The following is a 12,703-nucleotide window of genomic DNA, read 5'->3' on the forward strand; positions in this document are numbered from 1 at the left end:
CGGATTCTACGGGCTTGCGCCCTCTGGTTCAGCCTTCACGCGGAACCACGCCGCGTACATGGCGGGCAGGGCCAGCAGGGTCAGCGCCGTGGCGACGATGAGGCCGCCCATGATGGCCACGGCCATCGGCCCCCAGAACACGCTGCGCGAGAGGGGAATCATGGCCAGCACGGCAGCGGCGGCCGTCAGCGCGATGGGGCGCAGGCGGCCCACGGCGGCTTCCACGATGGCGTGGCTGGCGCTCATGCCGTGGCGGCGGTTGAGTTCGATCTGGTCGATGAGGATGACCGAGTTGCGCTGAATCATGCCCATGAGGGCGATGACGCCCAGCAGGGCCACGAAGCCGAATGGCCGGTTCAGCGCCAGCAGGGCGGCGGCCACGCCCGCGATGCCCAGCGGGCCGGTCAGAAAGACCAGCATGGCGCGGCTGAACGATTGCAGCTGGAGCATGAGCAGCGTGAAGGTGATGAACAGCATGACGGGCACGCCGGCGGCGATGGAGGCGGAGCCTTTGCTGCTTTCTTCGGTGGCGCCGGCCACTTCCAGGCGGTAGCCGGGCGTTTGGCTGGCCCAGCGCGCTTGCAGCTCGCGCAGGGCGGGCATCAGTTGCGCCGTGACGGTGGCGCCTTCCATGCCCCGGGCCACGTCGCCTTGCACGGTGATGGCGTATTCGCGCTTGTCGCGCCACATCACGCCCGGCTCCCAGGCCAGCACGGGCGTGGCGATTTGCGCCAGCGGAATGGCTTTGCCGCTGGCGGTGGCCACGTAAGCGCCGGCCAGGCTGTCGAGCGCGCCGCGTTCGCTGGCGGGCTGGCGCAAGGTGATATCGATGAGCTTGTCGCCCTCGCGGTACTGGCCCACGGCCGCGCCGTTTTGCATGACGTGCAGCGCTTGCGCGATGGACTGGCTGGATACGCCCAGCGCGCGCGCCTTGGCCTGGTCAATTTGCAGGCGCAGCGTTTTGATGGACTCGTTCCAGTTGTCGTTCACGTCGCGCATGTGCGCGTTGGCGCGCAGGGCGGCCTTGACTTCGTTGGCGTAGGCGCGCAGCTGCTGCGGATCAGGCCCGATCACGCGGAACTGCACCGGGTAATCCACGGGCGGCCCGCTGGACAGGAGCTTGACGCGCGCGCGCGCTTCCGGAAATTCCTGCGCCAGCAGGGCGGGCAGGCTGCCGAGCAGGTGATTGCGCGCGGCCATGTCCTGCGACAGCACGATGAGCTGCGCCACGTTGCTCTGCGGCATGATTTGGTTCAGCGGCAGGTAAAAGCGCGGCACGCCCGAGCCAATCCACACGCTCACGCTGGCAGCGCCCGGCGCTTGCCGGATGCGCTTTTCCACGCGCGTGGCCACGTCTTCAGTGGCCGCGAAGCTGGCGCCTTCGGGCAGCCAGAGCGACACCAGGATTTCGGGGCGCGTGGAGTCGGGGAAAAACTGCTGCTGCACCCGCCCCATGCCCGCCATGCCCAGCGCAAACACCAGCGCCGTGGCGCCAATGGTCAGCCAGCGCCGCCGCACGCACCAGGCCACCAGGCGGCGAAAGGCCATGTAAAAAGGCGTGTTGAAATTGTCGTGCAGCTCGCCGGTATTTTCAGCCGCATTTTCATGGCTATTTTCAAGAGTGTTTTCGCGGCGGTTTTCAATGGCATTTTCCCGCGCATGCGCCACGTGCGGCGGCGTTTTCAAAAGCCACGTGCCCAAAAGCGGAACGAAAATCACCGAAGCCACCCAGCTGGCCAATAGCGCAATCACCGTCACGGCAAATATGGCAAAGGTGTATTCGCCCACCGTTGATTTGGCAATGCCGATGGGCAGAAAACCCGTGGCGGTAATCAGCGTGCCCGTGAGCATGGGCATGGCCGTCAATTCGTAGGCAAATGTGGCGGCGCGCAGGCGGTCATAACCTTCTTCCATTTTGCGCACCATCATTTCAACGGCAATGATGGCGTCGTCCACCAGCAGCCCCAGCGCGATGATGAGCGAGCCGAGCGACACCTTGTGCAGCCCGATGCCCCAGTAATACATGAGCAGAAAAGTGATGGCCAGCACCGCCGGAATGGTGATGCCCACCACCAGGCCGGGGCGCGAGTCCAGCACCCAGCGCCGCCGCAAGGGATGGGGGCCGCCGGGGCGCTTGTGCAGGCCCAGCGAGAGAAAGCTCACGCCCAGCACCACGGCCACGGCCTCCACCAACACCCGCACGAATTCATTGACCGAGCCGGCCACCACGGCGGGCTGGTCCTGCACCTGCTGGAGCGTCATGCCGGCGGGCAGCGTGCTTTCGATGCGGGCCGCCGCCTCTTTCAGCGCCTTGCCCAGGGCGATGATGTCGCCGCCCTTGGCCATCGACACGCCCAGCGCAATCACTTCGTTGCCATCGTGGCGCACCTTCACCTGCGGCGGCTCCACATAGCCGCGCCGCACCTGGGCGATGTCTTGCAGGCGCAGCTGCCGCCCCGAAGGGCCGCGAATGGGCATGTCGCGCAGCGCCTGCACCGAGCCGAAAGCGCCGCTCACGCGCACGGGCGCCACTTCCAGCGCCGTTTCCACGCTGCCGGCTGAAACCACGGCGTTTTGCTGCCCCAGCTGCGCCAGCACGGCGTTCATGTCCAGCCCCAGCTCGGCCAGGCGCTTTTGCGAAACCTCGATATAAATCTTTTCGTCTTGCGCGCCGAAAATCTCCACTTTTGCCACGTCTTTCACGCGCAAAAGCTCCCGGCGCACATCATCGGCGATGGTTTTCATTTCAGCCTGCGAAAATCCGCCGCCGGATTGAAGCGCGTAAATCACGCCATAGACATCGCCAAAATCATCATTGAAATACGGGCCGATCACGCCCTGGGGCAGCGTGGCGCGCATGTCGCCTATTTTCTTGCGCACCGTGTACCAGATTTGCGGCACGTCACGCGCGGGCGAATATTCCTTGAGCTGGAAGGTAATGGTGGTTTCGCCCGGCTTGGAATAGCTGACGATTTTGTCGGCATAAGGCACTTCCTGCAAAGCACGCTCGAGCTTGTCGGTCACCTGCTCGGCCAATTGCTGCGCGCTGGCGCCCGGCCACCAGGCGCGCACCACCATCGCGCGGAAGGTAAAGGGCGGGTCTTCATCCTGCCCCAGCTGAAAGTAGGCGGCCGCGCCCAGCAGCATGAACGCCACCATCAGATAGCGCACCAGCGGCGCGTGCGCCAGCGCCCAGCGCGAAAGATTGAAACGGCTGCCGCCCGCATTCACCTCACTGGCCTGCATCAATATTCCTCTTCTTTTCAATTGCGGCGGCGGCGTCATGAGCCGCCGGATGGGCATGCCCGCCCGGATGATTCATTTCAAGCTCCAGCCGCCCGGCAAGGCTTTCTTTTTCTTCATGGCGTTTTTTGTGACGCAATCCATTTTTCAATGACGTTCAATGACGGCGCGGTGCGCGTTTGAAAGGTTGTCCAAAGTCTGCCCGTGGCTGCGGCCAGTGCGGACATGGCGGTCTCAAGGCGCTGTGCGGCGTTGCAAATCCTTGCCGGGCCACAAAAGCAGTCTGCGCCTTGCAGCCCATTTCGAACCGCACTTTCGCCCCTTGCGGCCAGACTTTGAACAGGTTCTGAGAAGAAGAGGGCTTGTTTTCGCTCCTCTATTCATAGCATGAGGTCCTAGTGGAAATTGCGCGAGCGGCGTTTTCAATCGCATGAATTCGCTCCTGTTTCTGAAGCAGGCGCATGATCTGGCGTGCCTGAGCGGCGTTGCCGGGCGGTGTTGCTGAGCCGTGTCATGGAGCGGTGGCGCTGTCCGGGCTGCCGGATGGCGGCGCGTCTTGGGCTTGCGCCGTTTCGGCAGCTTCAGCGGCTTCGGCGGCGGCCCGGGGCTTGTAGATGCTGACCTTCTGGCCCGGCTGGAGGGCGTGCACGCCGCTGGTGACGATTTGCATGCCCTCTTGCAGGCCGCCGCTAATCAGCACGCTATCGCCTTGTACGCCGCCCACTTGCACATTCAGCTGCTCAACGGCGCTGCTGGCCGGGTCATAGCGCCAGACGGCGGATTGGCCGTCAGCGGCCTGCCATAGGGCGCTGCCCGGCAGGCTCAGGGCGGCGGCGCCCGCCTGGGCGGCGCTTTCCGGCATGACGTAGGCGGTGGCGCCCAGCGGGGCGCTGGCAGCGGCCTGGCCTTGCAGGGCGGCCTTGACGGTATAGGTGCGGGTGGCAGGGTCGGGGCTGGCGGCGATCTCGCGGATGCGGGCGGGCAGCTTCTCATCGCTGGCCCACAGGCGCACGGTGGCGTTTTGCCCAGCCGCCAGGCGCTGCGCCTGGCCTTCAGGCACGGCAAAGGCAATGTCGCGCGCGCCGTCGCGCGCCAGGCGCACGACGGGCGCGCCTGCGGCCACCACCTGGCCCGCTTCGGCATCCACGCCGGTGACAACGCCATCGGCATCGGCCAGCAAATGGGTGTAGCCCGCCTGATTGCCCTGGGCGGCCAGCTGCGCGCGCGCCTGCTTGAGCGCCGATTCAGCCGATTGCAGCGCCGTGGCGCGCCGGTCCAGCTCCGCGCTGCTGATGAAGCCTTTGTCGCGCAGGGCGGAAAAGCGCTCCAGATCCGTGGCGGCCAGATCGCGCTGGGCCTGCGCGGCGGCCGTCTGGGCGCGCGCCGCATCGGCGGCAAGCTGGTAGTCGCGCGCATCCAGCCGGGCCAGAAGCTGGCCTTTTTTCACATGCTGGCCTGGCTCCACGGCGCGTTCGATGATCTTGCCCGCCACGCGAAAACCCAGGCGCGATTCCACTTCGGCCCGCACTTCGCCCGCATATTCGGGCTGGCTGGCAGCCGGGGCGGCGGCCACGGTCATCAGCTTGACGGCGCGCACAGGCGCGGGCGCGGCGGGATGCTTGCCGCAGGCGGCCAGCGCCAAGGCGGCGGCCAGGGCGGCGGCGGTGGCAAAGCAGTGGCGTTGCATGGAGACGCTCCTTGAAAAGTGAAGCCGTCGGCGCGCTAAAAATGCGCGCCCAGCTCAAATGCCAATGCAAAACGGCCCCAGCAGCGGGGCCGTTTCAGGCGGATGGCGGCATTTTAGAAATGCCGGAGCGCGCCTTGCGGCTTCAGGCGGCAGCAAGGCGCCGCACGCCTTGCAAGCGCCCTGCCAGAGCCAGTGCGGACCCGGGCGTGGATGTTGCAAATCTTCACTGGCTCACGAGACCCGTCTGCGGTTTGCTGCCCCGGTTTGCACTTTCGCCCCTCATGGCCAGGGCCAGACCATGAACAGGTTTTCACGCGGGGCTGCCGCGATACTGCGGCGCGTATTCCTTCTGGTTGGGCAGCCATTGCGGGGCGAGCGAGCCGAACACCATGCCGATGACAGCGGCCAGCAAGCCCGCGAGCTGCTGCGGAAAAGCGGCCCGGAGCATGGGGCTGGCCACAAACAGCAGCCACACGCCCAGCCCCATCGCCACCGCCAGCATGGCCCCTTGCGTGGAAGCGCGCCGCCAGTAGATGCCAAACACCAGCGGCACGAACGCGCCCACCAGCGGAATCTGGTAGGCGCCCGAAACCAGGTCATAGATGGACGAGCCTTCCATCGTGATGGCGTAGGTGAGCACGCAGATGGTGAAGATCAGCACGCTGGCGCGCATGGCCTTGAGCGTGTGCGCGTCGCTCATGCCGGGGCGCAGGTTGCGCAAGATGTTTTCCACAAAGGTGGTGGAAGGCGCCAGCAGCGTGGCCGAGGCCGTGGACATGATGGCCGACAGCAGCGCGCCGAAAAAGGCCACTTGCAAAGTGATGGGCATGTGGCTCATCACCAGCGTGGGCAGCAGCTTTTGCGGATCGTCGGCCAGCACCTGGGCGGCGTTGGGCACCACCAGCAGGCCCGCCATCACGATGAACATGGGCACGAAGGCGAACACGAGATACAGAAGGCCGCCCGCGATGGGGCCGCGCCGCGCCGTCTGCACGCTGTTGGATGACATCACGCGCTGGAACACGTCCTGCTGCGGAATGGAGCCGAGCATCATCGTGATGGCCGCTGCCACGAAAAACAGCCACTCCTTGGCGCCGCCCGTGGGGAAGAAACGGAATTTGCCCTCGCTGGCCGTGAACTCGAGCACGCGCTGCGCGCCGCCTGCCAGGCCGGCGGCGTACCAGGCAATGGCCATCAGGCCCAGCACGATGACGATCATCTGCACAAAGTCCGTCAGCGCCACCGACCACATGCCGCCGTACAGCGTGTACAGCAGCACCACCGCCGTGCCCAGCGCCATGCCCCAGGTCAGTGAAATCGAGCCGTGGCTGAGCATGTTGAACACCAGCCCCAACGCCGTGATCTGCGCGCCCACCCAGCCCAGGTAGCTGAAGATGACCATCAGCGAGCACACCACCTCCACCACGCGCCCGTAGCGCTGGCGGTAGTAGTCGCCAATGGTGATGATGTTCAGCTCATACAGCTTGCGCGCGAAAAACAGGCCCACCAGCACCAGGCACAGGCTGGAGCCAATAGGCTCTTCCACCACGCCGCCCAGCCCGTTGGCCATGAACTGCGCGGGCGCGCCCATGACGGTTTCGGAGCCGAACCAGGTCGCAAAAGTCGTGGCGATGACCACGGCTATGGGCAGGCTGCGCCCGGCCACCGCGTAATCGGCCGTGTTGTGCACGCGCCGCGCCGCATACAGCCCCACGCCAATTGAAGCCAGTAAATACAGGACGATAAAGCCCACGAGCATCGTGCAGCCTTTCAGGGTCAGGTGGTTGAAAAAAGGCGCGATTATTACCAGTGAACCCCGTCTTTTTTCAGAGGTTCGCAAATGAAAAAACAGGCAAGAAAAAACCGGCCCGCAGGCCGGTCTGACAGTGACCGTTGAAGCCGGTCAGTCAAGACAGGTGGCCACTGATGAGCTTGGTCATCTCGAACATGGAAACCTGGGGCTTCTTGAAGATTTCCTTGAGCTTGGCATCCGCGTTGATGTTGCGCTTGTTGGCGGCGTCTTGCAGCTTGTGCGCCTTGATGTATTCCCACACTTTTTTCGTCACCTCGGTGCGGGGCATGGGCTTGCTGCCGATGATGGCGGCCAGCTGCGGGCTGGGGGTCAGGGGCTTCATGAAGCCGCTGTTGGCGGCGGGAGCCTTCTTGGCGGCCGCAGGGGCCTTAGCAGTTGCTTTTTTTGCAGTTGCCATGATGGTTGATCCTTGGAAATAAATGTCCAGAACAAAAAAAAGCAGCCCTGATGCGCAGCGCCCCAAGGCGGCTGGCCGCGATGCTACTGGATAAGCAGAGCTGCGCAAGCGCGTGAAACGCCTTTTCGAGCTTCCGTACCCCGTTTTCTTACAAACTGGCACGCCTGTATTGACTTTGCGTTCCCCTTTTCATTCACGCCGCAACAGTCGTTTCAGGATTTGGAGCCGCCAATTGCAGGCAAAAGCACAAGAAAAAGCCGCCCGGAGGCGGCTTCAAACGGGGTCTCGGGCGCTCTGAACAGGTTCTCAGAAACGAATGCCCGCCGGATTGTCAGCCGATGGGCCAGGAGGAGTGACGCTGGGCGGCTGGTAGCCGCTGGCATCTGGTGCGCTGTCTTCCGTTTTTTGAGGCGTTGCGGGCGCGATCTTGATGGGTGACAGCGCGGCCGGTGCAGGGCGCTTGTAGCTGGATGGCAGCTGGGAGGTTTTGGGGTAGCCAGCCGCGTCCAGATACTGGCCCCACTGCACATCTGAATAGCCCGCCAGGCGCTGGCCGCCAATGGTGAGGGCGGGCAAAGTCGTATCGCCGCCCGTGAGCTTTTTCAGCGCAGCAATGTCGTTGTTGGTGGCGATGGTTTTTTCGGCGTAGGGAATGCCGCGCTGGTTCAGGTAGCTGCGGCCCTCGTCGCAAGGAGCGCAGTCTGTGCTTGTGTAGAGAGTGACAGGGTATTTCTGCGCCACCTGGTTCAGCTCGTATGGCAGACCGTTGGGAGCTGTGGCGGGCACGGGGCTGCCGCCGCTGCGCTGGGCCGTAACGGGCTGGCTGGCATTGACGGGTGGTTTGTCTGAAAAGGTGACGCGCCCATCAGGGCCGACCACGCGATAAACCTGCGCTTGCGCGGCGCCTGCAAGCAGAGTCAGGGCAGCCACGGGCAGAAGCAGTGAGCGAGCGGATTTCATTGGTCTGTTTTCTCCTAGTGAGTGGCACACTTTAGGCCATGCCTTGGTGGCGCAGGAGCGCATCCAGGCTGGGTTCACGGCCCCGGAAAGCTTTGAATGACTCCATGGCGGGGCGGCTGCCGCCAGCCTCCAGAATGGCCTGGCGGTATTTTCGTCCGGTTTCCAGGCTGTGCTGGCCGTCAGGCGTGACGGTTTCCTCAAAAGCAGCGTATGCGTCGGCGGCCAGCACTTCAGCCCACTTGTAGCTGTAGTAACCGGCCGCGTAGCCGCCCGCGAAGATGTGGCTGAAGGTGTGCGCCATGCGGCCCCAGGCCGGCGGGTGCAGCACGGCCACTTCCTGCCGCACGGCCAGCAAAAGGGCCTGCACGTCTTTCACCGGCTCCCTGGCGGTGTGCAGCAGCATGTCGAACAGGGCGAATTCGATTTGCCTCAGGGTTTGCATGCCGCTTTGGAAGTTGCGCGCGGCCAGCATCTTGTCGAACAGCTCGCGCGGCAGCGGCTCGCCCGTGTCCACGTGGGCGGTCATGTGTTGCAGCACGTTCCATTCCCAGCAGAAGTTCTCCATGAACTGGCTGGGCAGCTCCACCGCGTCCCACTCCACGCCGCTGATGCCGGAAACATCGCGCTCGTCCACCTGCGTGAGCATGTGGTGCAGGCCGTGACCGAATTCGTGAAAGAGCGTGGTCGCGTCATCATGCGTGAGCAAGGCGGGCTTGCCGTCCACGCCTTCGGCGAAGTTGCACACAAGATAGGCCACGGGCGTTTGCAGCCGGCCGGTGTCGGGGCGCAGCCAGCGCGAGCGCGCGTCATCCATCCACGCGCCGCCGCGCTTGCCGGGGCGCGCGGCAGGGTCCAGATAGAACTGGCCCAGCAATTGACCATTGCGCTCGATGCGGTAGAAACTCACGCCGCTGTGCCACACGGGCGCCTGATCGGGGCGGATGCTGATTTCAAACAGCGTCTCGGCAATGCGAAACAGCCCCGCCAGCACCTTGGGCAGCGTGAAATAAGACTTGACTTGCTGCTCACTGAAGGCGTAACGCGCCTCGCGCAGGCGCTCGCTCAGGTAAGTCCAGTCCCAGGGTTGCGGATCGTCCAGCCCCAGCTCCTTGCGGGCGTAGTCGCGCAAGTCCTGCACATCGCGTTCGGCGTAGGGGCGCGCCTTGGCTGCCAGCTCGCGCAAAAAACGCACCACTTCTTCGGGCGATTCAGCCATCTTGGGCACCAGCGAGACAGCGCCAAAGTCCGGGTAGCCCAGCAGCTGCGCTTCTTCATGCCGCAGCGCCAATATCTCCTGCATGATGGCCGTGTTGTCAAAACGGCGGGCATCGCCCTCGGCCTGGTCGGAAGCGCGCGTGGCATAGGCGCGATACAGGCGCTCGCGCAGTGCGGAGCTGACAGCAAACTGCATCACCGGCAGATAGCAGGGCAGCTTGAGTGTGAGCTTGTAGCCGCTTTGCCCCTCGGCTTCGGCGGCGGCGCGCGTGGCGGCTTTCACATCGTCAGGCACACCGGCCATTTCTTCGGCGCTGGCGTAATACGCGAAAGCGTCGGTGGCGTCCAGCGCGTTTTCGCTGAATTTCTGCGTCAGCTCGGCGCTGCGCTCCTGAATTTCAGCAAAGCGCTTCTTGGCCTCGCCGTGCAACTCCGCGCCGCCCAGCACAAAACCGCGCAAGGCATTTTTCAGCGCCTGGCGTTGCTCGTCATTGAGCGCGCTGGCGTCGATAGCCTTGTATTTGGCATACAGGCGCTCGTCGCAGCCCAGGCGCGTGTAGAACTCGGCAATTTTGGGCAAAGCCGCGTTATAGGCGGCGCGCAGCTGGGGCGTGTCAGCCACGGCGTTCAGGTGGCTGACCACGCCCCAGGCCAGAGACAGCCGCTCGGTCGCCACATCCAGCGTGGCCGAAAGCGCCTGCCAGCTGGCGGCAAAGCCAGGCGCCGTCACCTCCTCCAGCGCAGCGCGCGCCTTGGCCAGCAGCGCGTCAATGGCCGGGGCCACATGCTCGGGACGAATCAAATCAAAGCGTGGAAGAGGGGAAAGATTGAACAGGGGGTTTTCAGCAGTCATGGCGCGGGCAAATGGGGCGAGGGAATAAAAAAATCAAGCGGCGGCAAACAAGGCAATGGGTGGAAAGGACGTGAATCAATCCAATCTGCCGCCAGGCTGTGACTGAGCGTATATCCAGACGTGCATTCAGAAAAAGCGTGCACTGAACGGCATGGAAACAAAAGCCGCCCGGCTCCTGCGAACGCCATACAGGCCTGGGCGGTCATGATATTCGCCTGCATGAGCTTGTATGAATATGAAAGACCTGAAAACACCGCTGGCCGGAAATATCCCTTCATGGCATGCCAGCCATGCGCCTGCGGCGGCCGGGTTTGTGCAAGCGCGCCGGATTTGCGGCAGATTCGCCGCTACAGTCAGTCCTTTCCATCGTTTGCAAAGGACAAGCCGGATGCTGTGGGATCTCATCGTTGCCGTAATCGTGGGTTTTATCGTGGGGCTGATAGCGCGGGCGCTCATGCCGGGCAATCAGAGCATGGGTTTTTTCGCGACGGCGCTGCTGGGCATGGCCGGGTCTGTACTGGCCAGCTATGGCGGCGGTGCGCTGGGGCTGTACCCGGCAGGCTCGCGCATGGGCTGGGGCGCTTCCATCATTGGCGCGCTCATCGCCTTGTTCATCTATAACCAAATAGCCAAAAAGCAGTGACAATATCCGGTTTTTCCAATCCCGCCGTTACTTGAAAGGAACTTCACATCATGGGCAACAAACTCGTTACCGAAGCCGATCGCAAAGCCACCAAGCCGTTGCCTGGCGCGCCTGCGCCCCGCTTGGGCGGCGGCCAGCGCAAAAGCCTGGAGCGCGGCGCTCACACGCGCAGCAAGAAAAACGCTGGCAAGCGCCCGCATCAAGGTTGAACGGCTTTTGCCAGCCATGAAAAAAGCGCCTCATTGAAGGCGCTTTTTTCATGGTCATGCCGCTTTGACGAAAAGCCTGCCTGCCTTGGAAAAGCCTGCCTGCCTTGTCTGAATCGCGGCAAACCCAATCCGCGCCCAGGCTGCATGCCCGTTTGCCCTTGGACTGGTGCTGCCGTTTCCTGCTCCATCAGCTGCTCATGGCTTGGCTGCAAACGGCAAAAAACGAATTGGGTTGGTTGAAAAATGAGCGCGGCATGAACGATAAAACTATGCTGATTGGACGGCATTTTTAGCTCCTTAATTCATAGCATGATGTCCTAGTCAAAAATGCGCCAGTCGGTATTTTGACCCCCTTGAATTCGCTCCTGTTTTTGTTAGTCCCTGGCAAGCGAAAGATGAACCAGAAGCCCCCTTCGCCCGCCAGCCGCCCTGTGTTTCGATGTAGCCGCTTCGGCGCCTGCCCATCGGGCGGACGAAGAGCTGACAGGCTTTCAGGCCAGCTTGCGCGCCGCTTCCTGCGCCGTGCGGCGCGCGCTGGCGTCCAGCGCGAGCAGGGCGGGCAGATCGGGCGCGGGGTGGCAAGCGGCGGCTTCCAGCGTGGACTGGATGACGGCGTGAATCTGGTCAAAGCGGATGCGGCCTTGCAAGAAGGCTTCAACGGCCACTTCATTGGCGGCGTTGAAGATGGCGCAGGCGCCTTCAGGCGCGCGCAGCACTTGCCAGACAAGGGCCAGGGACGGAAAGCGCGCGGGGTGGCCGTGGCTTTGCATGTCTTCAAAGGTCAGGCCCTGCAAGGCGCCAAAGTCCAGCGCGGGCGAGCCGGATGCCATGCGCTGCGGCCAGGCCAGGCCGTAGGCGATGGGCACGCGCATGTCGGGCGTGCCCAGCTGGGCGACGATGGAGCCGTCCAGATACTGAACCATGGAGTGGATGACGCTTTGCGGGTGAATGAGGGCGGAAAGTTTTTCAGGCGGCATGCCAAAGAGCCAGTGCGCTTCGATGATTTCCAGCGCCTTGTTCACCATGGTGGCCGAGTCCACGGAAATTTTGCGGCCCATGCGCCAGTTGGGATGGGCGCAAGCCTGTTCGGGCGTGACGCTGCGCAGCCGGGCCGGTTCCCAGGTGCGAAAGGGGCCGCCTGAAGCGGTGAGGATGATGCGCTCGACACGCTGGCCCCAGGTGGCGGGGTCTTCGGGCAAGGACTGGAAGATGGCGGAGTGCTCGCTGTCGATGGGCAGCAGCGTGGCGCCGCCTTCGCGCACGGCGCGCATGAACAGGCTGCCGCCGACGACCAGCGCCTCTTTGTTGGCCAGCAGCAGGCGCTTGCCCGCGCGGGCGGCGGCCAGGCAGGGCGCCAGGCCCGCCGCGCCGACGATGGCGGCCATGACGGTGTCCACCTCTGCGCTGGACGCGATGTTTTCAATGGCTGCCGGTGCGGTATCCACGCGGGTTTCAAGCCCTTTTTGCCTGATTTTTTCGGCCAGTTGCGCGGCATGGGGGGCGCTGGCCATGGCTGCCACGCGGGGGCGGAAGCGCTCGCACTGCGCCAGCAGCTTGTCCACCTGCGTGGCGGCCGTGAGCGCGACGACTTCAATGCGGTCAGGGTGGCGCGCGGCCACATCCAGCGTGCTGGCGCCAATGGAGCCTGTGGAGCCAAGCACGGCCAGGCGTTGTTTTTTCATG

The 12,703-nt window shown here is 63.9% G+C and carries 11 protein-coding genes; 2 read left to right on the top strand and 9 right to left on the bottom strand.

The genetic code is table 11. From position 1 onward, the window contains the following. Positions 1-6: 6 nt before the first annotated feature. From ADJ79_RS01575 to ADJ79_RS01600, 7 genes are all read right to left on the bottom strand, one after another. Positions 7-3,246 (bottom strand): efflux RND transporter permease subunit, encoded by a 3,240-nt coding sequence (locus ADJ79_RS01575; protein ID WP_050714491.1) that lies wholly within the window; start codon positions 3,244-3,246, stop codon positions 7-9. Next, entirely contained in the window at positions 3,233-3,382 is a 150-nt protein-coding gene (locus ADJ79_RS13785; protein ID WP_172674001.1) for a hypothetical protein, read from the bottom strand. The genes ADJ79_RS01575 and ADJ79_RS13785 overlap by 14 nt, the downstream gene beginning before the upstream one ends. A 372-nt stretch (positions 3,383-3,754) precedes the next feature. Beyond that, positions 3,755-4,930 carry an efflux RND transporter periplasmic adaptor subunit gene (locus tag ADJ79_RS01580; RefSeq protein ID WP_050714492.1) on the bottom strand — a complete coding sequence of 392 codons (1,176 nt, stop codon included), beginning with the start codon at positions 4,928-4,930 and terminating at the stop codon, positions 3,755-3,757. A gap of 310 nt (positions 4,931-5,240) precedes the next feature. After that, on the bottom strand, positions 5,241-6,689 hold the full coding sequence (locus tag ADJ79_RS01585; RefSeq protein WP_050714493.1) for a sodium:solute symporter family protein: 1,449 nt from the start codon (positions 6,687-6,689) through the stop codon (positions 5,241-5,243). Between the two features lie 148 nt (positions 6,690-6,837). Continuing rightward, entirely contained in the window at positions 6,838-7,065 is a 228-nt protein-coding gene (locus tag ADJ79_RS01590) for an SWIB/MDM2 domain-containing protein (protein ID WP_233199922.1), read from the bottom strand. A gap of 381 nt (positions 7,066-7,446) precedes the next feature. Continuing rightward, positions 7,447-8,070 (bottom strand): DUF4124 domain-containing protein, encoded by a 624-nt coding sequence (locus ADJ79_RS01595; protein WP_253273845.1) that lies wholly within the window; start codon positions 8,068-8,070, stop codon positions 7,447-7,449. 61 nt (positions 8,071-8,131) lie between these two features. Beyond that, positions 8,132-10,168 (bottom strand): M3 family metallopeptidase, encoded by a 2,037-nt coding sequence (locus ADJ79_RS01600; protein WP_050714496.1) that lies wholly within the window; start codon positions 10,166-10,168, stop codon positions 8,132-8,134. 388 nt (positions 10,169-10,556) lie between these two features. On the opposite strand from ADJ79_RS01600, the gene ADJ79_RS01605 reads away from it, so the two are divergent. Further along, the gene (locus ADJ79_RS01605) at positions 10,557-10,811 is read left to right on the top strand and encodes a GlsB/YeaQ/YmgE family stress response membrane protein (RefSeq protein WP_233199920.1); all 255 of its coding nucleotides are present in this window, start codon (positions 10,557-10,559) and stop codon (positions 10,809-10,811) included. A gap of 50 nt (positions 10,812-10,861) precedes the next feature. Continuing rightward, positions 10,862-11,020: a hypothetical protein gene (locus ADJ79_RS14910; RefSeq protein ID WP_172674002.1), complete on the top strand. Its 159-nt coding sequence runs from the start codon at positions 10,862-10,864 to the stop codon at positions 11,018-11,020. Here the strand turns inward: ADJ79_RS14910 and ADJ79_RS13790 are convergent. Both ADJ79_RS13790 and ADJ79_RS01615 read right to left on the bottom strand, forming a co-directional pair. Next, a complete protein-coding gene (locus ADJ79_RS13790; RefSeq protein ID WP_156303954.1) occupies positions 11,011-11,307 on the bottom strand; it encodes a hypothetical protein in 297 nt (98 codons plus the stop codon). The two genes, ADJ79_RS14910 and ADJ79_RS13790, sit on opposite strands and share 10 nt — an antisense overlap. A gap of 204 nt (positions 11,308-11,511) precedes the next feature. Further along, positions 11,512-12,702 carry a 1-deoxy-D-xylulose-5-phosphate reductoisomerase gene (locus tag ADJ79_RS01615; protein ID WP_050714498.1) on the bottom strand — a complete coding sequence of 397 codons (1,191 nt, stop codon included), beginning with the start codon at positions 12,700-12,702 and terminating at the stop codon, positions 11,512-11,514. Between the last annotated feature and the right edge of the window lies 1 nt (position 12,703).

Source organism: Ottowia sp. oral taxon 894, from assembly GCF_001262075.1.
Classification (GTDB): Bacteria; Pseudomonadota; Gammaproteobacteria; order Burkholderiales; family Burkholderiaceae_C; genus Ottowia; species Ottowia massiliensis.

Bases quoted from the DNA above. Each gene is read 5' to 3' on its own strand.
- ADJ79_RS01575 (WP_050714491.1), bottom strand. From the start codon at position 3,246: ATGCAGGCCAGTGAGGTGAATGCGGGCGGCAGCCGTTTCAATCTTTCG.
- ADJ79_RS01580 (WP_050714492.1), bottom strand. From the start codon at position 4,930: ATGCAACGCCACTGCTTTGCCACCGCCGCCGCCCTGGCCGCCGCCTTG.
- ADJ79_RS01585 (WP_050714493.1), bottom strand. From the start codon at position 6,689: ATGCTCGTGGGCTTTATCGTCCTGTATTTACTGGCTTCAATTGGCGTG.
- ADJ79_RS01590 (WP_233199922.1), bottom strand. From the start codon at position 7,065: ATGAAGCCCCTGACCCCCAGCCCGCAGCTGGCCGCCATCATCGGCAGC.
- ADJ79_RS01600 (WP_050714496.1), bottom strand. From the start codon at position 10,168: ATGACTGCTGAAAACCCCCTGTTCAATCTTTCCCCTCTTCCACGCTTT.
- ADJ79_RS01605 (WP_233199920.1), top strand. From the start codon at position 10,557: ATGCTGTGGGATCTCATCGTTGCCGTAATCGTGGGTTTTATCGTGGGG.
- ADJ79_RS14910 (WP_172674002.1), top strand. From the start codon at position 10,862: ATGGGCAACAAACTCGTTACCGAAGCCGATCGCAAAGCCACCAAGCCG.
- ADJ79_RS13790 (WP_156303954.1), bottom strand. From the start codon at position 11,307: ATGCCGTCCAATCAGCATAGTTTTATCGTTCATGCCGCGCTCATTTTT.
- ADJ79_RS01615 (WP_050714498.1), bottom strand. From the start codon at position 12,702: ATGAAAAAACAACGCCTGGCCGTGCTTGGCTCCACAGGCTCCATTGGC.